The following is a 25400-nucleotide window of genomic DNA, read 5'->3' as shown; positions in this document are numbered from 1 at the left end:
TTGGTTATATTATCTTCCAAGTCTGTGAGCATACTTAGCACAAGCTGTGGCTCTTTCATTGCGTTTCTTCCCACACAAAAGTCTCAAGCTTCCGCCAACTCTCAAGGAATCTTTATTATAATAATTCTGAGTTCGATTCCACCTTATTTCACTCACATCTTACTAGTTTTCTATTACTAGGAGTTTATCAACTGATAATCCCCCTATTATGTTTATATGTTGAAATATAAAGTAATAGAGCTGACCCAATCATTTATTTCCATTAATTCATACATTCTCAGTTTTTTAAATGTATGATGTAAATAAGGGGACTTTCAGAAATCTCCCTTCATATCACTAAATTTTATTTGAATATCCAAAATATTGTGTTGCTCTATATGTATAACAAAATAAGTACAATAACAGACCTTGAACTAATTCATACACAAAGCTAACTCATAAAAAAATATAAGGAAAGAAGCTTCCTAATTGTAAGACTCTATTAGAAAGCTTCTACTATTAAAAGATTCGTCGTTTCCACCCATTAAGCTTTGCTATCGCTTCAATATAATAATAGTCACCATAAATAAGTGAAACATTAATATTCTCATTAGCCGGTTTATGTCCGGTTCCTTCTATTAGAATACCGTGATGCTCTGGTTTGTCCCATGTTCCATAGTTTTCAGTTAAAGAATTTAATATATTTATTGCTGCATCTGCATAGATTCTACTTTCATTTTTAGGTAGCAATTCAGCAATCTCTAACAATCCAGAAGCTGCAATTGCTGCTGCAGAACTGTCTCTTGGTTCATTTTCGATAGAATCTACTCGGAAGTCCCAATATGGGATATAGTCTTCTGAAAGAGCGGCGATAAAATGGTGTGCGACGCGTTTTGCTGCTTGTAAATAACGGGAATCTCCTGTATGTCGGTATGCATTGGCAAATCCATAAATCGCCCATGCATTTCCCCTGCTCCACGCAGAGTCCGGTGCGTTTCCTTGACCACCAATTGATTCAATAAATTCACCTGTTTCAGGATCAAATGATAGAATATGACATACCGAGCCATCTTCTCTAATCCCATACTCTAGCGTCGTATCTGCATGAATAGTAGCAATATGTTTATATCTCGGATCACCAGTTACACGGCTTGCCCAGAATAACAGCGACAGGTTCATCATACAATCGATAATTGCCCAGCCGATTTTATCACCGTTCCAAGCGCGAATAAATTTTCCAACCGGGTTAAAACGCCCGGCCAAATAGTTGGCAGCCTCCAATCCGATACCGAGACTACTCTCATTTTCCAGGATTTCATGCTTCAATACAGCAGTAAGTAAAAATTGAAAACCGACATCATGATACAGTTCGTTAGGATGCTGAGAAAAACACTTTCGTAGTTCCTCATCCCAATCCATTGCAGCCGTCTTAAACTTCTCATTATCGGTCATATCGTACATTACCCACAATAGACCCGGTCAAAAGCCTGATGTCCACCAGTCATGAGGCATATCGTCGTACACTCCATCAGCTCTCGCCACATGTGGTGATTTATCCCCGATTTGCTCTACCATACGCTCTACTTTCACTTCAAGCCTTTTTAAGATTTTTTGTTGATTGAAGTTATGCATGATTGCCCTCCTGTATCAGTTAATAATTAAAGTATAACGTCACTCAAGATTATAAAGTTGTTGTATAATAACTAAAAATATGGTTCTGTTGTTCTGTTAGGAGGGGAATATGAATCGTTTATTTGAATCTATTCTATTTGATTTAAAGCCTTTTCAGTGGATTTACCGTCGGATATCCGACAGAGACTTTAGAGGGTTTTACCATTGGCATCAAGGCGGTGAGTTTTTATTTGTTCATCGTGGACAAGGCCGGGTCATTGTTAACCAACATACCTATGAATTGAAACCGGGGATGCTCTTCTTTTTCCAACCCTTTCAGTTACATAAAGTACATGTGGAAGTATCTTCTCAGACCCCCTATGAACGAAGCATCCTACATTTTGATCCAATTTCACAAGCGAAGAACTTACACATATTCCCTAGTATCAATACGTTATTTAATCGTTTGCAAAATGGAATTTATGAGAAACAAGCCTTCGATTTATCGAATCATTTCAATTATGTTTCTGAAATGATTGATGCTTTTAATCAATCGGTAATAACCGAAAATTGGGATGAGGAATGTCAACTATTTCTCATGCAAATCCTGTCTTGTATCCGTTTAAATACAGATAATGCAGAGGCTTTATCTCATCAAAGCATGCAACGTTCACTACGTTATTCGGAAACTATCATGCAATGGATGGGGAATCACTACAACGAACCCTTTGACTTGGAAAAGCTATCATCAACGCTTCATCTTTCAAAGCCTTATGTTTCTAGGATTTTCAAAAGGGAAACCGGTAGTAGCCTTACAGAATACTTGACAGTTCGTAGAATGAAACAGGCCTGTCATTTACTACAAATGACGAATGACTCTGTTGAATTAATCGCTGAGCAAGTCGGGATTGGCAATGTATCTTATTTTATTCATCTATTTAAAAAAACGGTCGGCACAACGCCACACCAGCATCGTATTTCACATCAAGTGATGTAGTTAATACATGATTAAAAGCAGTGCGATTTGAAAAATGGTTTCGCACTGCTTTCTGAATTGGAATTGAGAGTTAATAACACTTCATTTGTTTTTAGTTAATAAATTCGTATCCTGGTAGTTTATACATTCCCACACTCTTACTATTGCCATTTTCATAAAAAAATCCGTATTAACCCGCTACTAGATTCCTATTTTCATCACTCGTGCAATATTTCGTGCTGTGGCTTCTAAGTTTTCCAGGGCATTTTTGATAGCATCTTCGATTTGACATGGGCCTCTAACAATACTAAATGCGGCATCTATGCCGTGTTCAAAGACGATTTCATGCCCATCACCTAGAGTACCACAAATGGCAATTACCGTAGCGTCACTATATTTTTTTGCCAATTTTGCAACACCAATAGGAGCTTTCCCATAAGTTGTTTGGCTATCAATTTTTCCTTCACCTGTTATGACAATGTCTGCATCCGCTACACGCTCAGCAAAGTTCGTATGTTTTAATACGATATCAATTCCCGGCACTAGCTTTGCATCTAAGCATGCTAGTAAACTTACTCCTATTCCACCTGCGGCGCCAGCACCTGGTGTTGTTTTCACATCTTTTCCAGTTGCTCGTTTCATGACATCATGATAGTTTGCTAGCGCTTTGTCGAGTTGCTCGACCATTTCAGGCGTTGCTCCTTTTTGTGGTCCATATACTGCACTTGCCCCTCTTGGTCCTAATAATGGATTGTCAACATCACAAGCCACTTCTATCCTCACTTGTTTTAAGCGGGGGTCCATGTTCGTTAAGTCCATTTTGACAAGCTCTTGTAGTGCCTCGCCACCTCTAGCTATGCTGTTTCCGTCTTTTGCATAAAGCACTCCACCTAATGCCATAATCATTCCTGCGCCACCATCATTTGTCGCACTTCCACCGATGCCGAGGATGATTTTCGATACACCATGGTCTAGGGCTGCTTTTATTAATTCCCCGGTTCCATAAGTTGTTGTTTTTAATGGATTACGTTTTTCATAAGGTACGAGTGCAAGTCCTGAGGCTTCCGCCATTTCAATAATTGCTGTTGATTGATCCCCTGATATCGCATACTTTGCCTTTACAGGTTCACCTAAAGGACCGGTAACTACCTTTTCGTGTAGGCTACCGTTTAGTCCGACAGCTAACGATTGGATTGTGCCTTCCCCACCATCTGCCATTGGAATCAAATCATAGACAACGGACCCTTTGTAAATGGATTCAAAACCTCTCTTTACAGCCTCTGCAGCTTGTTTAGCAGTCATACTTTCCTTAAAAGAATCCGGTGCAATTACAATTTTTTTGATAGCGATTGTTCTCTCCCCCTTCAGGGGACAGTCCCTCAACGCTTTAACGCTTTAAAAAAGTGAGGGACTGTCCCTCACTGCATTAATACTTTAAATTGTCGGGGGACTGTCCCCCAATGTTTGTCCCCCAATGCTTTAATGCATTAATACAAACTTATTATTTATAAATCTTGTACTTGATGTCTATAACCTATACTATGAAAATAGCACAATCCTTATTTTTGTATTTTTAGTAAATTCTCTCATTCCCTAACCCGAAGAATCGTTTGAAATCCAAATTTGAAAGGGGTAATAAAATGTTAAGCAATCATCAATTTAAATGGATGAACGAAAGTAATGCGGAATTTCAGCAAGATACTCTGACAATTGAAGCACCAGCCAAAAGTGACTTTTTCTGTAATAATGGTGTTGTATCAGAATCAGGTGCATCACCGCAAAATCTTATGAATGCCCCATTTTATTATACTGAAGTAAGTGGAGACTTTGTTATGCGAGTTCAAGTTTCACATGAATTAAAAGATATGTATGATGCAGCATGTATTATGATTATGCAAGATGATAACATATGGGCTAAAGCATGCTTCGAAAAAACAGATTTTGATACACATGCGGTCGTGAGTGTTGTTACCAATCACACTTCAGATGATGCAAATGGCTGCAACATTAAAGGTGATACTGTGTGGCTACAAGTTGCGAGAGTCGGTAATGCCTTCTCTTTTCATTATTCTTTAGACGGGGTTACATTTGATATGATGCGTTTTTTCAGTTTACCAGTTGATGAGACAATAAAAGTTGGGTTAGTTGCACAAGCACCGATAGGAAATGGCGGAGACCGCATGTTTAAAAACTTTTCCTTAGTTCATAAAACCGTTTCAAACATTCGAGCTGGTGCTTAACGAAGAAACTAGATTGTAAGGTGCATCCAGAAAAGTTACCACTTACATAATTATTGCTACAAAAAAAAGACCTTCAACATGGAACGTTGAAAGTCTTTTTCCTACCTTAAGCCTCTTGAACATCGTTACTTTCAACAGGAGGATTAAATTGCCCTTCCCATTTCGCAACGACAATGGCTGCTAATGAATTACCTACGACATTAACTGCCGTACGTCCCATATCAAGAATACGGTCAATACCGGCAATAATCGCTAAGCCTTCTGCAGGTAAACCAATTGTACTAAATGTCGCTAATAGTACAACGAAGGATACTCCAGGTACTCCGGCCATTCCTTTCGATGTTATCATTAGCACTAACATTAGCGTAATTTGTTGGCCAATGCTCAACTCGATACCATACATTTGCGCAATAAATAATGATGCGATCGCTTGGTATAACACAGAACCATCTAAGTTAAAAGAATAACCTGTCGGAATCACGAAAGTCGCAATATGCTTCGGACTTCCCGCTTCCTCCATCTTGTCCATAATTCTCGGAAGAACGGTTTCCGAGCTAGATGTAGAAAAGGCTAAGATTAATTCTTCTTTTATCATTTTTAATAATTTAAAAATACTAAATCCAACAATTTTCCCCATTATGCCTAAAACGACAAGGACAAAGAAAATCATTGTTCCGTAAACAGTAAGAGCTAGCTTACCTAACGGAATAAGTGATGCAAAACCGTACTTAGAAATCGTTACACCAATAAGAGCGAAAACACCGATTGGTGCATATTTCATAAATAAGTTCGTCACATAAAACATTGCACTTGCTGTACCTTCAAAGAAACGGAGAACTGGTTTTCCTTTCTCCCCAATCGCTGCAATCCCAAGACCGAATACAACAGCAAAGAAAATTATTGCGAGCATATCTCCTTCAACCATTGCACTAATTGGATTTGTTGGAACAATATGCAGAAGTGTATCTGAAATTGATTTCCCTTCCTGACTCTCCGAAGTTTCAACATATGTTGATATATCTGTATGCTCAAGGTTGTTCATATTTAGACCGGCACCAGGCTGAAAAATGTTTGCTGAGATAAGACCGACTGCGATTGCCACTAAGGTCATCCCGATAAAGTACGTAAGAGACTTCGCACCTAACTTACCAACCGATTTCAAGTCACCGACACCAGCGATCGCTACGATAATGCTAGATAGAACGATCGGAACAACAATCATTTTGATTAATCGGATAAATAAATCACCTAATGGCTGTAAAATACTCTGTGCCGTCTCACTTCCATAAAAAATACCACCGATGATAATACCTAGTATTAAACCGATAAAAATTTGACTCGCTAAACTTAATCTAAATTTCTTCATAAAATTACCCCACCTTCTTGTTGCTAGATACAAATTTCTTTTAGGTAAGGGAAACAATTAGATACGATATTTTTCACACAAAAAAAACGGCTGACGCCGAATTGTTATTCTATCATACTGTTTCCTCTCCAATGCTTACGAGGTTAGCTTTCAGGTTAGGACTATAGGAAACAACAGCCCCTTCTAATTAAAGAACTCACCAATAGCGGTGATCGCCGCATATACCGTTTGGGTCCCCCGCTCTATGATAAGATTAAGCAAAAAATGAACATAATGAATTTTATCATTTATTAGCTAGGTTAGTAAAGATTTTAGTATTTCGAAATAATTTTATATGAGCATGATAATCACGAATCCTTTTCTTTTATTATTTCCCAATTATTCTCTTTTTAAAAGGCTGTTTTCGTAAACATTGTTGCTTTTAACTGAGTTGTCGTCTAGGCTTTGTCTCCGCTACAGTACTCGCTTTCCGCGGGGTGGGTGGTGAGCCTCATAGCTCCTTGCGGCACGAACAAGCAAACTTCAGGTCATCTCCCTACGATAAGTCATCATCGATTCGCTATACGGCTCATCGTGATTCCTTTATCTCAGTCGATGCCCCTCCAGTTTGTACGTCGATGGGCAAGCCGCCTACTCTTTTCGTTCTCCTCAGCGTAAACGCTTGCCCACGTCTCACCTCTCCCACGCTTCCCGCAGGAGTCTCGCACTTCCGCTCCAACAAACCCTAAAAAAGGTTAGTGCAAAAAACCACAATCTTTTAGAAAAGAGCCTTTTAAAAAAGTAAAGACCAATTTGCTAGCCAAAATGGTCTTTAACTTTATTTTTTATATGCCTTTATTAGAATTACTTTTCATTATCGTGTTCTAAATCATCTGGATAAGTGATTTTATCAAAAACTTCTTGAGTAGTCTCATCCATTATCGAAATGGTCACATTTTGACTATCTGGTACACCACCTGCAAAGGTCTGATACATTGCTCCTGAAATTCCTAATCCGAGTATAGCTACACCGTCCATACTGTTTTCATAAGCATTTCTATCAACAACAACCGTAAATTCAGTAAGTGCATCATTATGAGTAATGTCTTTAATTGACTTATATTCTTCACTATTCTTCGTTTCTTCAATTGATTTATTTACCTCAGCTTCTAACTCTCCCAACATTTCTTTATGTTTTTGTTTAGACATCTTATATGTGAGCGATCCATCATCGTTCTTTACGACCTCTTTTACTCCCTCTTTCTTAGCATCTGAAATAACACTCTCAATATCTTGCCCTTCAAACATTGTAGCTGGCAAAGTTATTTCTACATTTAAAAGCCCTTTATCGACATCGACGTTCTGTTGATTAGTATCTTCGTTCTTTTCTTGAGTAATATCCTCTTCCTCAGCAGCATCACTTTTTGAAGTAGTATCCTTTTCTTGGGTAGTTTGCTTTTCCTCATTAGTCCGATTTTCATTATCTGAACAGGCGGTTAAAACGAGCAACAGTAAAGCAATAAACAAAATGATTAACTTTTTCAAAAAAACTCCTCCTTATTCATTATTGATTTCGGATATGCTAAATCTTACAAACATAATCACAAGTGATTTCCCTTTAATCTGAACTAGATAGTGTGATTTTATACACCTTTCAAAACGCTTATTTATTAGTCAAGGTCTGTTAAAAACTCATTGAAACGAAACTTTAACAAAGTATGAGTCGTATAAGTATGTAGAACCAATTGCAATTTTTATTTTGGCAAAAAGGTGTTGTATATGATGTTAGGTATTAATGTTAAAAAAACGAATGACATAGTAATAATTAAGTGGCAATTATCAAAGGTAGAAATTCCCACATCTGAAATAATCAATGTATCTTTAGACGACACATATGGTGGTGGGAAAAAAGAAGCCATTAGAATTGGTACACCCTATGCAACGACAGATAGAGTCGTTATTAAGACGAAGACAAAGACTTATATTCTATACACTACAAATGCTACGTCCATCATAAATAAGCTCTTGTCATAAAAGGAACCTAGTGCAATTCCTTATAATTTTTATTCGTACAAGACGAAAATAAAAAGAGGCTGGGACATAACAAAAAATCCATAGTTAAATACGAACATTGTTTTTAGGGGTTCAATGTTCAAATTCTGTAAAGGTTGATTGGAGCGGAAGTGCGAGACTCCTGCGGGATGCGTGGGAGAGGTGAGACCCCACAGGAGTTTACTCCGAGGAGGCTCACCACCCACCCCGCGGAAAGCGAGTACTGTAGCGGAAATCAACCAGAACGTCTACCCTGTAAAAACAACACGAAGGTTGTATTGAAATCTCATCTAATAGTTCGTATTTTTCTTGTCTTTAAAACCTTTTGTCTCAGCCTCTCTAAAAATTTATTCTATTCGTTCACTTTAAATTTATTGACAAGCTTTTGTAAGTCTTCCGCAATCTTAGATAGTGATGCAGCAGATGAAGTAATTTCCTCCATTGATGCCATCTGTTCTTCTGCAGCAGAAGCGACATTTTGTGTATTGTTTGCAGAGTCTTGAGATATATGAGCCATTTCTTCCATCATTGCATTAACTTCTTCTATACTTGCAGACATTTCCTCCGTTACAGCAGAGACCTCTTGAATTTGTGTAGTCACTTCTTCAATTGATTGGAGAATTTTTTGGAAGCCTTCGCTCGTTTCGTGAATAACGTCCATACCTAACGATGCCTCAACAGCTCCTTTGTCCATTAAGTCTACAGCATGTGTTGTATCGACTTGAATTTGACTAATTAAGCTAGTTATTTCGTCCGCTGAATCCTTTGATTGCTCAGCTAGTTTTCTTACCTCTTCAGCGACTACAGCAAAGCCTTTTCCATGCTCTCCTGCTCGCGCTGCTTCGATTGCAGCATTTAATGCTAATAGGTTTGTTTGATTAGCAATTCCGGTAATGACCTCTGTAATTGTACCAATGCGATTTGATTGGTCTCCAAGCTTTTTAATAACTGCTGCTGAATTATTTACAGATGAATGGATTTCATTCATTTGTTTGATCGCTTTTTGAATCGATTCATTACCAAGATGAGCATTTTGATTCGTTTCCGTAGCTAAATCAGAAACAGTCGAGGTTGTTTCTGCTACTTGTTGGATTCCTATAGCCATCTCTTTCATTGTCTGTGAACTTTCAAGTGCACCTTGCTCCTGCATTTCTGCCCCACTAGCTACCTCTTGAATAGAAGATGCAATGTGTCCTGTTGCTTGTAAAGTTTGTTCTGCACTTGCTGATAATTCCTCAGAAGAGGCAGTTACTTCATTTGAAGTTGCACCAACTTGACTTATCATCGTACGTAAGCTTCCAATCATGCGATTAAAGGAATTTGCTAATTCCCCAACTTCATCGCGTGAATCGATAGAAAGCTCCTTCGTCAAATCTCCTTCTCCATCAGATATTTCTTTTAGCTGGTTATTGATAGTTTTAATAGGACGTACTATTTTCTTTGTGAAAATGATGCTGTAGATTACAGCGATAATACCTGAGATGAAGATAATAGCACTAAGTATCGATAAGATAGACTGTACAGTTTCAGTTATCACATTAATTTTAGGACCTACCATCCACATCCCAATAATCTCGCCATCACCATTCTTAATCGGCATATATAGTGTTAAGTATTTCTCACCTGAGATGTCGGCTTCACCGAGGTATTCCTCCTTTGAATTCAGGACAACATCGGATATTGCAGGAGCTGCTTTTTGACCAACACGTCTCTCTCCATCTACTACAACATTTGTAGCAACTGTTGTATCTCCTTGGAAGACATTTGCTACTCCTTTTGTAATCTCCCCTATTTTATCCATAATCTCATGATTATCATTAATCTTTACATCACCTTTGTAAAGTTCACCATCTTTAAGACTCCAATCCCCGTCATACGTTTCATCCAGCCAGTTATAGCTAAGCTCTGAAACGACTTTTACTCGGTCCGAAAAGACATTATTCATTGCTTTATCTACTTGAACTCCAGTAACAATTCCAATAATGACTGATAAAAATAGGATAACTCCTATAATCAATAGATTTATTTTTGTTCCAATCTTGAAGTTTTTGATTTTCATTATTTCATGATTCCTTTCCCTATTTTGTATCTGCTCTACAAACTTTATTACCTTGTTGCTTTTTACTCCTTATTTAATATCGGGATAACTACTACTTATTTAGAGGCTTTCAAACACTGTAAATATTACCAATACGATATTTATTTAATGTTTGTAAAAGGGGAGAATGGATGTGAGACACAATCATCGAGGAGTTATACGAATTGACTTGTAAAAAAAATAAAAAAGCCCAGCAGCGTTGCATAGCAACATTACTGAGCTTTATGTGTTTATTCTTATTTAGTTTCGAGTTCCGCATCCTCAACATTATAATCAAAGGTATCTAGTAATTCACGTACTTCATCCGTAGACTTCGTATTCATCAATTGGTTTCTCAGTTCACTAGCGCCACGGAACCCTTTCACATAAATCTTAAAGAAGCGATGTAGTGGTTTAAATCGACGCGGTTCTAGATCTGTAGAATATTTATCATGAAGGTCCAGATGCAACCTTAATAAATCAAGTAATTCTTTACTAGTGTGCTCTTTCGGCTCTTTTTCAAACGCAAATGGATTTTTAAATATACCACGGCCGATCATCACCCCATCAACACCATATTGTTCAGCAAGCTTCATACCCGTTTCACGATCTGGAATATCTCCATTGATTGTTAAAAGCGTATCTGGTGCAATCTCATCACGCAATTTTTTTATCTCTGGAATGAGCTCCCAATGTGCGTCTACTTGACTCATTTCTTTTCTAGTGCGTAGATGGATGGAAAGATTCGCAATGTCTTGTTTTAAAATATGTGCTAGCCATTCCTTCCATTCATCTACATCCGTGTAACCAAGTCTAGTCTTCACACTTACAGGTAAGCCTCCCGCTTTGGCCGCTTGGACAATCTCGGCAGCAACCTCTGGACGACGGATAAGGCCACTTCCCTTTCCTTTAGAAGCCACATTCGCGACAGGACATCCCATATTGATATCTATACCTCTGAACCCTAGCTCCGCCATTCCAATACTCATCTGTTTGAAATATTCAGGCTTGTCCCCCCATATGTGCGCAACAATCGGTTGTTCATCATCTGTAAAGGTCAAACGTCCACGGACACTTTGCTTCCCATCCGGATGACAAAAGCTCTCCGTGTTTGTAAACTCTGTAAAAAACACATCAGGACGAGCTGCCTCACTCACGACATGACGAAACACAACATCCGTCACATCTTCCATCGGTGCCAATACAAAAAATGGCCGTGGCAATTCACGCCAAAAATTATCTTTCATATTAACTCATATCCTCTCAGTATAAATTCATCCAATATTAAGAGGCAAAAATGATAACTGTTCTTTTTCTCTACATTTTTGCATGCGATTTTAATAAACAATAGTACAATTTGAACATTATAAACTTTACTATTTTCATATAAAAAATGCAAAGGTAAAACTTATACTTTAAAAGGAAAATTGCCATTTACGGTTCTGTTTTTATTCATACCAAAAATGGAGCCACATTCTGCCATGTTATTTCGTCATATATTTTCTATTATAAGCGAAACTGTACCAGTCATCGGCTTATACTGAATATTAACCTATTATTTATGAGTATAAAAATTGGAGTGGAAAAATTTCAAATGTGATGTTTTTGTCGTTGAAAATAATTGGGTGAGGAATTGGAAAGTGAAGGTAGTATTTCACTTTAATGAATACATCGTTCAAGATTTTCGCTCAGGATAAAAAAGAAAGATGTTATTTACCTAACAAATTATTTAGCAAGCAAAAAACACTCACAAATATTAATCTCTGAGTGTTTTTCACTTACGATAATTGTCTTTTCACTATATATACAGGTTATAATGTCCCTTTTTAAAAACTATATTTAAAGCTTATTTCTTAAAGAGATATTTGTGTAAAAGAAGCCCAACAATGACGGCTACTAGACAACCAGTGCAACTAGATATCCAAATGTTACCGGATAAATTCGGATGCATAGGAAATTCTATTTGTTTAGTAGTTATCTTTATAACACGGCTTTCAGTTAAAAAATGAAGTCATATTTTATATTTCAATTTTATTACTTCTTCTTAGAACGAGTACAATAAGTACGATTAAGGTGAGACAACCGATGGTGTATTGTAAAAGTGAAAGAGGGTTTGAGCCAACCATAACTGGATAGAAGTATCCAGGGAAATTTTCAATTAGCCCTGAAAGAAATTCATTTTGAATCCCTCCCAAAATATTTGATAAAATATTATGGATAAATAGCAGCATTGCTGTCAAAATCCCATATACTGCACCACTACGAACACCATATAGTAACAAAGTATATCCGAACAAGAAATAAGTAAGTACTAGAAGAAAGACATTAGCAAAGAATCCTAGAAGAAAGGAAACCTTCAGTTCCCCAGGCACTCCAAGTTGATGTGCAACTAGTAGTAAACCTATTCCTAATATTACATAAACTAAACTAACAAGTAGTGCAATCATAATATTGGCGATTACATAGTTTTTTCTGTTCTGTTTGGAATTGTTTATTAATGAGATGGTCTTAGATGAGTAATCCCTATTGACAATGTAAAGTGGGTGTAATACCGCCGCGAGCATACCCAGCATACAATAAAAATTGGAGACATGTTTTATGGTAAACGGTGTAGTTTCTGATAAGATAAAGTAACTCACAAGTAATGCTGGTCCTAAGGCTCCTAATATTCCAATAATTAGATAACCCTTTTTAACTAGTTCTTTAAAATTGTAATTAACATAACTTTTGATATTTAGTATCATCATAACCACCCCTTAATTTGTTCATATAGACGTTTCGAAGTGTTTTTTTCTCAGAAGTAAAATCTGTTACCCTTATTCCTAACTGATTCAGAAATTGGAAAATCTCTGTATTCTCTGCTGTCGTTTCAATTTGAATTGTTTTTTCACTGCTGTCAATGATACTTCCGAATTTTTGATTCTCGATGAATAATGCTAGTTCAGTAGGATTTTCAAAAACTAATTTTACAACATACTGGCTCTGTTCATTAAATTGCTGTTCCCCGACAATATTGCCTTTTTCTAAAAACAAAACGCGGTCACAGATAGTTTCAATATCCTCTAACTTATGACTGGAAATTAAGATGCCGACATTCCACTCATTAGCCATTTTCCTTAATTGTTGCAATACTTCGAGGGATGTTTCGATGTCCATACTATTTGTTGGTTCATCTAATACAACGTATCTTGGTTTATTCAAAAGACTTATGACAATCCCTAACTTCTGCCGCATTCCCAATGAATATTCTTTCACCTTTCTTTTTAATACATCACTTAATTGTAGACCCTTTAGAAGTTCCTCGTATTCGCTAAGATTAAACTTATTCCCATAGATTTCCGAAAAATAGGTTAGATGTGCTAATCCGGTCTTATTACTGTATAGTTTTGGTTCCTCAATCAAGTAACCGACATGAGTATTGTCATCGACAGAGCCATCATATGTCTGTATTGTTTGAGCAATTATTTTCATTAATGTACTTTTTCCAGCTCCGTTACTTCCAATTAAACCAACGATTTCCCCTTGTTTAAAATCAAAGGACACCCCTTTTAAAACTACAGAGTCGCTATATTTCTTCATAATTGAATTTACTTGCATTTTAAAATCCTCCTATCCTACTAAGTTATTTAATTTAAAAAGTCTTTTTTATATCGAAATGCCAGATAGACACCTGCAGCTAAGAAAGCAAGGGAATATTTAAATAATAGGAAAATTTCCCACATATACTCTTTTGGGAAAATCACATCGCATAAAATTACTCCACATAACATAATGAGGGTACTTTTTAACGATATCTGATTTGTTCTTTCGTCAGCTTTCCCCATCTTTTTACGAAACACATATGTCAGAATCGCACCGACTAAAAGCATTAAAATACCGATACCAAGAAGCATATTCCAATTACCAGCTGATGTTTCTGCCCAGGTTTTTAAGGGATGAAAGATTGTATTTGATATTGACTCAATTTTCATTTTGATCATTTCCTTCCGCATAAGTAAAAATTTCGTTAACATCCACTTTGAAGAAATTCGCAATACGATAAGCTAGGAGTAACGTAGGAACATAATTTCCTTTTTCCATAACGAAAATTGTTTGTTTAGAAACCCCGACCTTCTCAGCCAGCTCTTGCTGAGACATTCTGGCCAGCACGCGATACTCATAAACCTTATTGGATATCGAATCACCAAAGTTACCCTTCATTTTCATCACCTCTTAATAAGATTATAAAATAGTTCTGTACAAAAGTAAAGTAAACTTATACAAATTTATAATAAACTTATAAAAAATATTTATTCACTTATACAGGTTTTTATATCCATTTTTTTCGAACATATTGTACACCTTATTCAATATGTTTTTTCTACATAGCATTCATTTAGAAGAAACTGTAGCTGCTTCTCCTTATTTTTTTGATGTCATGTTGAATTTCAAGAAATATTCCCCTTAAAGCGCAAGGATTCATTATATAGAATATCTTGGTGTCCAATATTTCAGATGAGATTAAGGAATTAAGAGAAGATGTTAAGAAGTGTTGTAATACAATCATATAAGGAGTGGAAAACACCTAAACGAGTTTGATTCACTCGATTTTAGAGGAAGCATTATCGATACGGAAGGCTGTAAAATTGTCGATGCATTTTCTCTAGACGATAAGTCTAAGTCAACAATAATGTAATAATTGCGATTTCTCCCTATATTGAATAATTGGATATGAAGGAATAATGTCTCGTGCTTAAAAGCAATTAAAAGCACAAAAAAAGCCTCTACATTAATCTGTAGAGACGTTTTATATTTTAATTTATAGTCATAGACAAAATTCTACTGAATGATTGTGATTATACCAGTGGTCGGGGTCGAACCGACACTCCCGAAGGAACACGATTTTGAGTCGTGCTGCGAATTTCAATTAACGCTAGTAGTACGAGATATTACGTAATATTCTACGCTTATTGTGTTTCGTCTACTACGCTACTATTAATTACTACATACGATTTATTTTAATATAGTCTATTATAATAGTTTCGTATCTCATTCGCAACACATTTTATGTAAGTTAGCGCAAAGCCTACAGCCCTGCGCCTGTTTTCGTTATTTTTTAGTATAGTCTTGTGGTTTATTTACATATTCTTTTAGCGTGCTACTATAACCACCTAGAGCGTCCACAACGATTGGTGAGAATAATGTAGCCTCGTTAAGACCTTTAGCCGTTGCTATTGCTGCTTTAGCCTCTTGCGCACCTTGTGGTAACCCTTTTTCATATAACTCTGAATGTAGTCGCCCAAGCTTCATTTTTACTTGTTGGCGCTCTTCTGATGTTGCGATAGCTAGTACGTCGTTAGAAAGTTGTAATACTTTCTCGGCAGCTTGCTTAGCTAGTGCGGGCTCTTGCGTATCTACTAGGCTATTTAATGCCTCTAGTGCGCTTTTAGAGTTAACAGAAAAGGTTACAGACGCTTGTACCTCGCTTAACTTATCATTAAAAAGCTTTTGCTTAGTCTCGTCAACTTCTTCAAGTGGCGCTACTAGTATCTGTTGTGCTGCGTTCTCTACTGTCTTTAGTGCGTCTGTCTTAACTCGCTGCATATCGCTTGCAGCTTTCATTACATCATCTTCGAATTTGCTGCGTAATTCCGATAACTTGCGCTCTTTGCCTTCGTGTGACAAGTCTCTATTACCGTTAATAGCTGCTCGCTGCTCTAGGTATGGTGAAATGTGAAACGTACGCATAATACTAGCTGCGCTGCTACGTAGTTCGTGTACTTTGATAATATTCTCTTTAATAGTCTCTAAATGATTCATAATTTATCCCCCTAGTTATTGTGATATGATAATTTCCGCTTACTTGCTTCCTGCTTTCTTAGTAGCTGCTTGTTTTTTACTCTTTCTTAGACCTAGCTCTCGTTGTAGTTTACGTACCCATCTAGGCGTATTGTATTCTACATGCTTCTTTTCTTTTTGCATGATTATAAGATTCCTGCCCTTTTATACTCCGCTGCTGCTTGACTAATTTGTTCTAATTTTTCTGTATTTAGTTCGTATACGTGTAATAAACGCAATACCGCTTGGTTACTAAGTTTGCGCTTGTTTTGCTCGACCTTCGCAATCATGCTTAGCGAATATCCGAGCGCATTAGCCATATCTAGTTGGGAGTGTGCCGTACTTCCTCGTATGATTTTTAACATATTCGGCGTTATTTCCATACATTACCTCCTTGTAAGTAGTACATTTAACCACATTTACTACAAATAAAAATAGAGTGAGTGCGACGTGTTAGGTCTACCTCTCTCTATATTCGTACTTAGTCGATTTGCTTTAGCAGTTCTCTAAGTACTTCGGGGCTTTTTTCCCCTATCTATAGGTATGTATAACGTGTATTTACTTGTATGCTAGAGTATTACTTTTTTACTTTATGGTTATATAAAAATATCTAAAAAAGTGTGCGAGGTAATGTTAAACTAACGAATAAAATAACGTCTTAGGACGGGAAAAAGCCCTTTAAGTCTAGGTGTATTAGTATTTCTATAGATAATGTAGTTGTTGATTAGTATAAAAAAACGCAGCTAATTAATATAGTGCGCCATCTTTTTACCTATTCGCTTAAAACTACGCCTTACTTCTTCGTGATGTTTTAGCCTCGCAGCCTTAGCTAGTTCAGTCATACTTGCGTTAGGGTATTCATACTTAGCTTGTAATAGCTGTCGTTCCTGTATCGTTAATGTAACATCATTAAGTAGCTGCGTAACTAACAGACCTTCTAATACGCTGCCTTCTACGTCTATACTTTCGTCCGCTAGGTATTCCGCAGCCTCTTCTTTAAGCCGTCTTATATCTACTTCGAAAGCGCCTCTTTTCGTTTTAGTATGCGCTCTAGTAAGGTCTATAGCTCTTCGCTCTAATGATAGTAGTAGCGTTTCATAAAAATAAAACTCGCCGTAGTGATTGTACTTATCGCATAATTGCCACGTCGTTTCATAAAAGACACTTTCGAAGTCTGCTGCGCTTAACTTACTATTGTTCCAACGATTACCTAACGAATGTGCTTTCATCTTTAATATTGGCGATAGGTGTCGTATTAATCTTTCTAACGCATGCTCTGTACGCTCATATGCGTATTTTCCCCATAAGCTCTCTATCTGTAAAACGTAATCAACCATGCTAAGACGTTTCCTACATCTATGCTCAAGTCCTTCCTTCTTAGTTTCCGTTTTTGACTTTAATACCTCTTGCTGCTGTAGTGAGACTATTTCATATAATTTAGTCAATTCTACACCTCCCATTTAAAAGGATAGGCGCAGATAATTTTATAATCTGGTTAAGTTATAAATCTTGTAAAGGTTCTATTAAGTCACTTAGATTTAGATATTAATATTTTCTATTACAATTTTTTTAAGCACCCATGTTACAATTAAACCACTAAATATTAACATTAATTTATATAGAGGGGGGTGACTTTATTGAAACAAAAAACAGGTATTTTATTTTATACTATATTACCTGGATTTGTTGGGCTTATTACTTTCTTTTTTTCTAATTTAACATTGAATTGGAAAATTTTAATTACTATTTCTTTTGCTGGACTTTATTTTTTAATACAAGCAATAATTTTGCAAATTAAGCTCAATAAGACCCAAACTACTAATGTTAGCCTAAATACCGAAAATAATAAATTAAGAGGCGAAAATGAGTTTCTAAATCACAAGTTGAATAATTATGACGATTTTGTACATAAAAGAAGACTTTTTATTGATTATGACTTAAAGGAACTGAGTGATTTGGTAATTGAGTATGAGGTGCATGTTAAAGATACATACAGAGGGCTGAAAAACCAAGTTATTAGGAATGAAGCGGGAAGTGTAAAAAAGAAAACATTAGAAATTATTAATAAAGAAAAGAGGGCTTTTGATGAGCAAATATTCCACGTTCAGAGTAATAAAGATAATCGATGAATATAGTCTTGTGATAAACGGGGGACTTTCTGATGATATTTCAATGGGAGATGAGATTGAAATATTCTTAGAAGGTGAGAAAATTTTAGACCCTTTTAATGATAATATCAATCTAGGAACACTTGATTTCATAAAAGATAGATTAGAAGTAACTGAGGTATATCCAAAGTTTTCAGTGTGTAAAAAAATCGCAACCGAAAAAATAAATAAACCATCTGCGTTGCAAAAGGCTCTTAGTGTATCAGCTGTATCAGCTATTAGCGGTATACCTAGTTTATATGGAACAACCGAAACAAGAACCACAGTACAAAAAATCAATATAGACAAGAATGAGATAACAGGTAGAACAACTGGAGAGAAAATTATTAAAATTGGTGATATAGCGAGAATTGCTCTTAGTGATTAATAAACAAATTAATAATAATAAATCTAGAGCGCTGTAGTTTCTTTAGCTACAAGCTCTTTTTGTTTTCCAATACCTATCGATTACAAAAATACTACTTATAATTTTAATGAGACTTTTGTAGGCACACGCATAGTACAGCTTGGGGCTACCCATACTCAGTATTAACATTTATACAGTTACAAATTGCTCTCTGTGTAGTTTTTTCTTCCCCGTTTTATTTTGTTAGTAAAGTAAAAAGAGGCTAAACTTTACTCAACACTTTCCTAATACATTTCAGATAATAATTGAATGCTAAACTTCTACGCTGCTGCATTCGCTCCTGCTTTCGATAATCTCCGCATTAAACTACTAGCTTCTGTACCTATCTTATTACTGTATATTGCGTATATCATACCTTATATTGCCGTATTGTATCACCGTATATTGCGCACTCTGTAAGCTCTTCTAGTTGTCCTAGAATCGCTCATGTATAAACCTATACAGACCGCCCTATTTCGTCCTGTAAACAGCTATAGAGTAGCGTTACTACGTCTATTTGACTTAATCGTCATATTGTGGTGATATACAAGCATGTTATCGCATATATGTAAGCCTATACGAGACTGTATATGCCTGTACTATAAGCCTATTAAACATAAAAAAGAACGCATATACTGCGCCCTGTGCGGTCTATCGAGTTATACCGTGCCGTTTAAGTAATCGGTAGAATTTCACTCTAGGAATATTGTATTTATCGCATATCATAGTTACTGGTATAACGTCCTCTTTATACTCTCGTATTGCGTGCTGTACGGCTGCGTTATCTAAGTCTAAGTCTGCCTTGCGTCCTACGTGTTTACCTTCTTCTTTCGCTCTCTTCATACCTTCCATGCGCTTTTCCGCTAGCATGTTTAGTTCCATCTCTGCGACTGCGCCTAGCATGGTTACTAAGAATTTACCTACATAAGAGGACGTATCGAGCTTTTCGCCTTTAAAGTCTAATACTACTAGGCTTACGCCTTTCTCGTTTAGCTGCTCGACAATGCCTAACAGGTCTTTTGTGTTACGTGCTATACGGTCAATGCGTGTTACTGCTACTGTGTCGCCTTCTGTAACGGTATCTAGCAGCTTTTGTAAGCCTACTCGCTCGATATTCTTACCTGTAGACTTGTCTTCTACGAGCTTAATCTCGTTATCATACTGGCGCAATAACTTACGCTGTGTAGCTAGGTTCTGTCCTGTCGTACTAACACGGCAATATCCAAAAAGCATATGTATTATTTCCTCTCTGTATCGTAATTAATTTCGTTACACTAATTCTATCACGTTATCTATTTTGATACAACCTTTCGATACACATTTAAGCATATTAAAACGCTGCTATTCCAACGATTAAAATTATCAGAAAATAGTGTATCAATCGTATACCTTTCGATACATACTAGGCATAAAAAGCGCCCGTAGGTGTGGCGCAGTTATTGAATATTAATGTTCAAGTTTAATGCGTACCCCCTGAGGATAGAAGGGCGTCCCTGCCCGAGACTACCAGCGGCTGTATACGTAACTCCCTATATCGTCTTATATGTAAATAACGGTAAACATTCAACTAACGCTGTAACCGTTGATACATCTATACATTAACGCGATAAAGTAATAAATCGAATTGTTTACATTGATTTACTCGTAAACTTTAGTTCGTTAAAGTGAACAAGCGTTTGTTCTACTCTTCGTCTTTAATACGTAGCCCCTCGTCCCATTGTTCGTACCATTCGCGGTATGTTCGCCTATATTTGTTAAACTCTCGCTGTATTTCCTTTGGCGCTTCATCTCGTAAGCACATGCTACCGTCCATATCGTAGTAGAAGTATGGGCTGTCGAGAAATGACGGTCTTTCTACATTCATGGCAAGCAAGCCTCCTCTCTTCACATATTACCCTCTCTCAACCACGTAAAATAATAAATAGCTCGGTAACTGAGTTCCAATAGAACGCAGTAACATTAGACACTACCTGTCGATAGGGCGTTAATTATGTATTTATGCAACATGCGTAAAAGTATACACTTATCCCTTTACTCCTCTAGCCAATTATAGAGATAGCTAGGGTGTTTTGCTACTCGTCTTATTACTGCGTCTAGTTCTGCTCGCTGCTCCTCGAATATGTCCGTAACTACTCTGTAAATATAGCCGTAAATATCCTGTATTTCGCCATGTGCATAACCATATATCGCATTATGGACTTTAGTATAGAGCGTGCGTAAAAAGTCACTACTAGCGTTTAGCAGGTCTTGCAGCGTGCTTAGTTTGTTAAAGTGCTCGTATAAAGAAGAGCGTACATAAGCCTGAATTATCTTGCGCCATATGTTATTGGCTAGTTTATTATTACCTAAGCGTTTAAGACTAGCTCGAATTAGATTAGGTATATCGCTATACACTTCACAGTCTACTAGCTGTTGATGGGTTTCTGAATTATGTACGGTAGTCTTTTCGATTATTTTATTATTATTTTTATCTAGCTTTCTAGCTATGTTAGTTTTATCGCTGCTACTTGCGTCTTCATTCTTAGGGCTGCCTATGTTCTCCCAATTATTACGCCCCTGTATATTCGCCCCTGTATGCGCCTCTGTATCTGTTGGAATAGCGTCCTTTAGAAATACGTAAAAGTTAGCCCCATTACCACCTTTTTTAGTTCGCATATTGTAGGCACGCTTAATAATGCCTAAGCCTTCTAACTTGCGAACGATACGCCCTACTGTGTCGATACTGCGCTCTATAGCCTTTGCTATCGTTCCTACTTTGGGGCACGCTACACCCTTAGCTGCTTTTACTGCGTGTTTAGCTAAGTAGTCTATTAACGTAAAGTCTGTAGCGTTTAGCTTGTCCATATAAAAATAACGCAACTTTTTCGTATATTCGTTAAACTGCTCTAAACTCTCAAACTGTGAATATTCTTTCATTTCCTCGTAGTAATAATTACGCAATGTTCCTAATGCCATATATACTCTCTCCTGTAATAAGAGAAGCGAGCGCCATAAAAAAGACAATACTTAATAAACCTTGTACATTCTTATTTTTTTCGATAGAATGAAAGTAGTTAAGTTTGTATTGTACTGCGTTGCGAGCGCAGTAGTGTATTGTCTGCGTATTATCTGCGCAGGCTTTTCTTTTGCCGTTTTTTAATTGTCCTCTAATTCTTCTGCTAGTGCTAATAATTCTTTACGTAGCTGCAAAGACTGCGCTACTGTTAGCATTACTTGCCTCTCTCTGTCGATAGTTAATATAAACTCTTCGCCTCTGCTGTCGATAAGACGAGCGAGAGAGCTTATCCCCTCTACGTTATATCTGCTTTTTACTGCGTAGCCTGCTAGCCCTCGCAGCATAAATACTTTTCCGTCAATATATCCGTCTAATATCGTTAATGTATCAATAGTAGCCATACAAATATGCGCCTCCTTTCAAATGTTCCTTTTGTCTAGTACCTTTAAAGGCGAAAATTCCTTATGCCGTTCTCTAACGTCTGTACCGAACAAATTAACGTAGGTTTTCACTATTTCCATACTCGTATGTCCTAATATTGTTTGCAGTTCGAATATATTAGCGCCTTGTTGCACGCTTAACTTTGCGAAAGTATGCCTAAACGTATGACAACTACAGCGAACACCCTTTAAGTCTGCTAACACTCCATACTTTTCTATTCTGTTTTGTAGCCCACGCTTAGATAGAGGCGTATTGTCTACAGTAGTAAATAGTGCGTCAGTCTCTGCATAGCCTCGTATCGCAATATACTTCTTTAGCTGCGTTTTCATAGTCGATTGCATTGGTACTAAACGCTCTCTATAGCTCTTAGCATTTCTTACGCATATTAAGCTATCTTCCCAACGAATATCTGCTAACGTTAGCCCTATCGCCTCGTTAGCTCGTATGCCTGTCTCTAGTAATAGCAGCATAATCGTATAATCTCGAACGCCTGTAAACGTCTTTAGGTCGGGCTGTCTGAATAACTTATTTAACTGCTCTTTCGTAAAAGTCGCTATAACGCGCTTACGGTCTTTGAGTAGTTTAATATTCTCGAATGGGTTTTTTGGTATATGTTTACCTTTGTGAAGGTAGTTAAAGAAAGCTCGCAGTGCTCGCAGCCTAGTATTAACTGTGACTACTCTAGCGCCCTTATACTTACGCAGGTAAAGAATAACGTTTTCTTTAATATGCTCGTCTGTAATATTGTAGGGCTTTAATACACTAACGTTTATTTCCTGCTCTCCTAACTGATTTAGAAAGGTTTGTATTTCGTTACGGTAAAAGCGTATAGTATGTGGTCTAAGATTGCGTATTTCGCAGTCTTTTAAAAAGAGGTTTATTGCGTCTTCGAACGTTTCTACATACGACTTTGTTTTTTTGCGCAAAATAGCTAATTCGCCTTCGTCTAATACGTTGCTACGTCTTGCCATATCGTACCTTACCTCCTAGCTATGTAGTAAATCGCTGAATACGATTAGAGCATAGTAGTAGACGGTAAATTTACACGCTGAAAACACAAAAAAAGCGTCCTCTACCGTAGTAGAAAACGCTTGATATTACGCAATATTCTCGAATTATTGTACGCATAAAAACTAACGTAATTGATACCAGTGGTCGGGGTCGAACCGACACTCCCGAGGGAACACGATTTTGAGTCGTGCGCGTCTGCCAATTCCGCCACACTGGCAAAGCTTAAAAATACAAATGGTGCCGAGGACCGGAATCGAACCGGTACGGTAGTCACCTACCGCAGGATTTTAAGTCCTGTGCGTCTGCCAGTTCCGCCACCCCGGCAAGGGTGTAGTTTAAATGGAGGCGGCAACCGGATTTGAACCGGTGATAAAGGTTTTGCAGACCTCTGCCTTACCACTTGGCTATGCCGCCATTTTAAACTGGAGCGGAAGACGGGATTCGAACCCGCGACCCCCACCTTGGCAAGGTGGTGTTCTACCACTGAACTACTTCCGCAAACAATTTAACTTATATTATTCTATACTCTAGCCTATGCAAGAGAATTGAAAAAGTGAAATAAAAAATGGCTGGGCTAGCTGGATTCGAACCAACGCATGTCGCAGTCAAAGTGCGATGCCTTACCGCTTGGCTATAGCCCATTGAATAAACTTCATGAAATACTTCTTTGAATTTGCTTCATGAACACTCACCGCAAGAGGATATTTTGGGTTATTTCTGCAAGGAAATAACACGAAATATCGTCAACTACTAAGTTTTACTTATATAATAAATAAGTACACTATCAATAGATGTTCCATTTGGATATTTTACCCTACATGATTGTAGATTAGTTATTTCTGACAGTAAATATCAAAGGATATTGTCGACAACATGCTCTCAACATATATAATTTTACTTATATTGATTCTTTTATACAAATGGGGCGGCTGATGGGAATCGAACCCACGAATGTCGGAACCACAATCCGATGCGTTAACCACTTCGCCACAACCGCCATAATTTAGAATGTTTCTTGGCAGGGGCAGTAGGAATCGAACCCACACCAAAGGTTTTGGAGACCTCTATTCTACCGTTAAACTATGCCCCTAAAATGGTGGAGGGGGGCAGATTCGAACTGCCGAACCCGAAGGAGCGGATTTACAGTCCGCCGCGTTTAGCCACTTCGCTACCCCTCCACATACGTGAAACAGTGCCGGCGAGAGGACTTGAACCCCCAACCTACTGATTACAAGTCAGTTGCTCTACCAATTGAGCTACACCGGCATATAAATTAAATTGTTTAAATAAATTTTTTCTTTCTTACCAGTCACCCAAATCTCAGATAGGTTATTCAAGAAGTGGCTCGATTTGTGCGCTGAAGCAAAGCTTCGAAGCATATTCGAACGTGCTCTACCAATTGAGCTACACCGGCATAAATTACTAGAATTTAAAAAAGGTGGCTCGGGACGGAATCGAACCGCCGACACATGGATTTTCAGTCCATTGCTCTACCGACTGAGCTACCGAGCCTAAATATATTTCAAAAATAAAATGGCGGTCCGGACGGGACTCGAACCCGCGACCTCCTGCGTGACAGGCAGGCATTCTAACCAACTGAACTACCGGACCATTTTGGTTGCGGGGACAGGATTTGAACCTGCGACCTTCGGGTTATGAGCCCGACGAGCTACCAGACTGCTCCACCCCGCGATAATAAAAATATACAAAGTTTTTCTATGCTAATAGATATTACCTTATACTGACCACCCCGATTTTACAATCGGTGTGCTGAAGCTTTTCAGTGAAGCTTATTCGTTCGTGCTCCACCCCGCGATAATATGAGTATGAAATTTAATGGTGGAGGATGACGGGATCGAACCGCCGACCCTCTGCTTGTAAGGCAGATGCTCTCCCAGCTGAGCTAATCCTCCGTATGAATGGTGACCCGTACGGGATTCGAACCCGTGTTACCGCCGTGAAAGGGCGGTGTCTTAACCGCTTGACCAACGGGCCAATCTATTAATTATGTATTGTAGTGGCGGAGAGCAAGGGATTTGAACCCTTGAGACAGCTTTCGCCGCCTACACGATTTCCAATCGTGCTCCTTCGGCCACTCGGACAGCTCTCCAAAATGGCTCCGCAGGTAGGACTCGAACCTACGACCGATCGGTTAACAGCCGATAGCTCTACCACTGAGCTACTGCGGAATAATATAATAGCCTGGCGACGTCCTACTCTCACAAGGGGAAGCCCCTAACTACCATCGGCGCTGAAGAGCTTAACTTCCGTGTTCGGCATGGGAACGGGTGTGACCTCTTCGC

At 37.8% G+C, this 25400-nt stretch carries 23 protein-coding genes, 16 tRNA genes, 1 rRNA gene, 1 pseudogene and 1 riboswitch; of the genes and pseudogenes, 5 read left to right on the top strand and 36 right to left on the bottom strand.

Going from position 1 to position 25400, the window contains the following annotated elements:
* Positions 1–498 precede the first annotated feature (498 nt).
* Positions 499–1611: pseudogene (locus tag J2S19_RS20555) on the bottom strand (glycoside hydrolase family 88 protein).
* Positions 1612–1720: 109 nt separating this feature from the next.
* Between J2S19_RS20555 and J2S19_RS20550 the strand changes: the two are divergent.
* Positions 1721–2587 carry an AraC family transcriptional regulator gene (locus J2S19_RS20550; protein WP_307345803.1) on the top strand — a complete coding sequence of 289 codons (867 nt, stop codon included), beginning with the start codon at positions 1721–1723 and terminating at the stop codon, positions 2585–2587.
* Between the two features lie 180 nt (positions 2588–2767).
* Here the strand turns inward: J2S19_RS20550 and J2S19_RS20545 are convergent, their stop codons facing one another.
* Entirely contained in the window at positions 2768–3910 is a 1143-nt protein-coding gene (locus tag J2S19_RS20545) for a glycerate kinase (protein ID WP_307345863.1), read from the bottom strand.
* A 296-nt stretch (positions 3911–4206) separates the two neighbouring features.
* On the opposite strand from J2S19_RS20545, the gene J2S19_RS20540 reads away from it, so the two are divergent.
* Complete coding sequence (locus J2S19_RS20540; RefSeq protein ID WP_307345800.1) at positions 4207–4806, top strand: DUF1349 domain-containing protein; 600 nt, start codon at positions 4207–4209, stop codon at positions 4804–4806.
* 106 nt (positions 4807–4912) lie between these two features.
* Here J2S19_RS20540 and J2S19_RS20535 read toward each other — a convergent pair whose 3' ends face one another.
* A complete protein-coding gene (locus tag J2S19_RS20535; protein ID WP_307345798.1) occupies positions 4913–6172 on the bottom strand; it encodes a cation:dicarboxylate symporter family transporter in 1260 nt (419 codons plus the stop codon).
* A gap of 117 nt (positions 6173–6289) precedes the next feature.
* Positions 6290–6442: riboswitch (cyclic di-AMP (ydaO/yuaA leader) on the bottom strand.
* Between the two features lie 573 nt (positions 6443–7015).
* Positions 7016–7696 carry a hypothetical protein gene (locus J2S19_RS20530; RefSeq protein WP_307345795.1) on the bottom strand — a complete coding sequence of 227 codons (681 nt, stop codon included), beginning with the start codon at positions 7694–7696 and terminating at the stop codon, positions 7016–7018.
* A 237-nt stretch (positions 7697–7933) separates the two neighbouring features.
* Between J2S19_RS20530 and J2S19_RS20525 the strand changes: the two genes are divergently transcribed.
* Positions 7934–8185 (top strand): SunI/YnzG family protein, encoded by a 252-nt coding sequence (locus J2S19_RS20525; protein ID WP_307345793.1) that lies wholly within the window; start codon positions 7934–7936, stop codon positions 8183–8185.
* Positions 8186–8555: 370 nt separating this feature from the next.
* Here J2S19_RS20525 and J2S19_RS20520 read toward each other — a convergent pair whose 3' ends face one another.
* From J2S19_RS20520 to J2S19_RS20475, 10 genes are all read right to left on the bottom strand, one after another.
* Positions 8556–10262, bottom strand: coding sequence for a methyl-accepting chemotaxis protein (locus J2S19_RS20520; protein WP_307345790.1), 1707 nt, complete (start codon positions 10260–10262; stop codon positions 8556–8558).
* Between the two features lie 275 nt (positions 10263–10537).
* A complete protein-coding gene (locus J2S19_RS20515; RefSeq protein WP_307345788.1) occupies positions 10538–11527 on the bottom strand; it encodes a tRNA dihydrouridine synthase in 990 nt (329 codons plus the stop codon).
* Between the two features lie 771 nt (positions 11528–12298).
* Complete coding sequence (locus J2S19_RS20510) at positions 12299–13024, bottom strand: ABC transporter permease (RefSeq protein WP_307345786.1); 726 nt, start codon at positions 13022–13024, stop codon at positions 12299–12301.
* Positions 12996–13877 (bottom strand): ABC transporter ATP-binding protein, encoded by an 882-nt coding sequence (locus J2S19_RS20505; protein ID WP_307345784.1) that lies wholly within the window; start codon positions 13875–13877, stop codon positions 12996–12998. Before J2S19_RS20505 ends, J2S19_RS20510 begins: the two co-directional genes overlap by 29 nt.
* A 29-nt stretch (positions 13878–13906) precedes the next feature.
* Complete coding sequence (locus J2S19_RS20500) at positions 13907–14251, bottom strand: DUF2178 domain-containing protein (protein WP_307345782.1); 345 nt, start codon at positions 14249–14251, stop codon at positions 13907–13909.
* Positions 14241–14480 (bottom strand): helix-turn-helix transcriptional regulator, encoded by a 240-nt coding sequence (locus J2S19_RS20495; RefSeq protein ID WP_307345780.1) that lies wholly within the window; start codon positions 14478–14480, stop codon positions 14241–14243. The genes J2S19_RS20500 and J2S19_RS20495 overlap by 11 nt, the downstream gene beginning before the upstream one ends.
* Before the next feature lie 888 nt (positions 14481–15368).
* Entirely contained in the window at positions 15369–16079 is a 711-nt protein-coding gene (locus tag J2S19_RS20490) for a hypothetical protein (RefSeq protein ID WP_307345779.1), read from the bottom strand.
* 39 nt (positions 16080–16118) lie between these two features.
* On the bottom strand, positions 16119–16241 hold the full coding sequence (locus tag J2S19_RS20485) for a hypothetical protein (protein WP_307345777.1): 123 nt from the start codon (positions 16239–16241) through the stop codon (positions 16119–16121).
* 2 nt (positions 16242–16243) lie between these two features.
* Entirely contained in the window at positions 16244–16480 is a 237-nt protein-coding gene (locus tag J2S19_RS20480; protein ID WP_307345775.1) for a helix-turn-helix domain-containing protein, read from the bottom strand.
* 360 nt (positions 16481–16840) lie between these two features.
* Positions 16841–17542, bottom strand: coding sequence for a hypothetical protein (locus tag J2S19_RS20475; RefSeq protein WP_307345773.1), 702 nt, complete (start codon positions 17540–17542; stop codon positions 16841–16843).
* Between the two features lie 192 nt (positions 17543–17734).
* Here J2S19_RS20475 and J2S19_RS20470 point away from each other — a divergent pair, with 192 nt between their 5' ends.
* Both J2S19_RS20470 and J2S19_RS20465 read left to right on the top strand, forming a co-directional pair.
* On the top strand, positions 17735–18226 hold the full coding sequence (locus J2S19_RS20470; protein WP_307345772.1) for a hypothetical protein: 492 nt from the start codon (positions 17735–17737) through the stop codon (positions 18224–18226).
* On the top strand, positions 18183–18632 hold the full coding sequence (locus J2S19_RS20465; protein WP_307345770.1) for a hypothetical protein: 450 nt from the start codon (positions 18183–18185) through the stop codon (positions 18630–18632). The genes J2S19_RS20470 and J2S19_RS20465 overlap by 44 nt, the downstream gene beginning before the upstream one ends.
* Positions 18633–19301: 669 nt before the next feature.
* Here the strand turns inward: J2S19_RS20465 and J2S19_RS20460 are convergent.
* From J2S19_RS20460 to rrf, 22 genes are all read right to left on the bottom strand, one after another.
* Entirely contained in the window at positions 19302–19883 is a 582-nt protein-coding gene (locus tag J2S19_RS20460) for a recombinase family protein (RefSeq protein WP_307345769.1), read from the bottom strand.
* 448 nt (positions 19884–20331) lie between these two features.
* Entirely contained in the window at positions 20332–20514 is a 183-nt protein-coding gene (locus tag J2S19_RS20455; protein ID WP_307345766.1) for a hypothetical protein, read from the bottom strand.
* Between the two features lie 167 nt (positions 20515–20681).
* Positions 20682–21653 (bottom strand): helix-turn-helix domain-containing protein, encoded by a 972-nt coding sequence (locus J2S19_RS20450; RefSeq protein WP_307345763.1) that lies wholly within the window; start codon positions 21651–21653, stop codon positions 20682–20684.
* A 132-nt stretch (positions 21654–21785) separates the two neighbouring features.
* On the bottom strand, positions 21786–22046 hold the full coding sequence (locus tag J2S19_RS20445) for a hypothetical protein (RefSeq protein WP_307345759.1): 261 nt from the start codon (positions 22044–22046) through the stop codon (positions 21786–21788).
* An 18-nt stretch (positions 22047–22064) separates the two neighbouring features.
* Positions 22065–23057 carry a tyrosine-type recombinase/integrase gene (locus tag J2S19_RS20440; protein ID WP_307345756.1) on the bottom strand — a complete coding sequence of 331 codons (993 nt, stop codon included), beginning with the start codon at positions 23055–23057 and terminating at the stop codon, positions 22065–22067.
* Between the two features lie 175 nt (positions 23058–23232).
* A tRNA-Leu gene (locus J2S19_RS20435) sits at positions 23233–23314 on the bottom strand.
* Positions 23315–23332: 18 nt separating this feature from the next.
* Positions 23333–23421: transfer RNA gene (locus J2S19_RS20430), tRNA-Leu, on the bottom strand.
* Positions 23422–23437: 16 nt separating this feature from the next.
* Positions 23438–23511, bottom strand: a tRNA-Cys gene (locus J2S19_RS20425).
* A gap of 9 nt (positions 23512–23520) precedes the next feature.
* Positions 23521–23595, bottom strand: a tRNA-Gly gene (locus J2S19_RS20420).
* A 68-nt stretch (positions 23596–23663) separates the two neighbouring features.
* Positions 23664–23738 (bottom strand) — tRNA-Gln (locus J2S19_RS20415).
* A gap of 280 nt (positions 23739–24018) precedes the next feature.
* Positions 24019–24094 (bottom strand) — tRNA-His (locus J2S19_RS20410).
* Between the two features lie 19 nt (positions 24095–24113).
* Positions 24114–24187: transfer RNA gene (locus J2S19_RS20405), tRNA-Trp, on the bottom strand.
* Positions 24188–24191: 4 nt separating this feature from the next.
* Positions 24192–24275, bottom strand: a tRNA-Tyr gene (locus tag J2S19_RS20400).
* A 15-nt stretch (positions 24276–24290) separates the two neighbouring features.
* Positions 24291–24363, bottom strand: a tRNA-Thr gene (locus J2S19_RS20395).
* Positions 24364–24536: 173 nt separating this feature from the next.
* Positions 24537–24609 (bottom strand) — tRNA-Phe (locus J2S19_RS20390).
* 22 nt (positions 24610–24631) lie between these two features.
* Positions 24632–24708: transfer RNA gene (locus J2S19_RS20385), tRNA-Asp, on the bottom strand.
* Positions 24709–24712: 4 nt separating this feature from the next.
* A tRNA-Met gene (locus tag J2S19_RS20380) sits at positions 24713–24789 on the bottom strand.
* A 145-nt stretch (positions 24790–24934) separates the two neighbouring features.
* Positions 24935–25010 (bottom strand) — tRNA-Val (locus J2S19_RS20375).
* A gap of 7 nt (positions 25011–25017) precedes the next feature.
* Positions 25018–25092: transfer RNA gene (locus tag J2S19_RS20370), tRNA-Glu, on the bottom strand.
* Positions 25093–25115: 23 nt separating this feature from the next.
* A tRNA-Ser gene (locus tag J2S19_RS20365) sits at positions 25116–25207 on the bottom strand.
* Positions 25208–25211: 4 nt separating this feature from the next.
* Positions 25212–25286 (bottom strand) — tRNA-Asn (locus tag J2S19_RS20360).
* Positions 25287–25297: 11 nt separating this feature from the next.
* Positions 25298–25400: ribosomal RNA gene (rrf, locus tag J2S19_RS20355) — 5S ribosomal RNA — on the bottom strand; the annotation flags it as partial.

Source organism: Metabacillus malikii (genome assembly GCF_030813355.1).
GTDB classification, from domain to species: Bacteria; Bacillota; Bacilli; order Bacillales; family Bacillaceae; genus Metabacillus; species Metabacillus malikii.
This window is presented reverse-complemented; position numbering and strand designations above follow the sequence as displayed.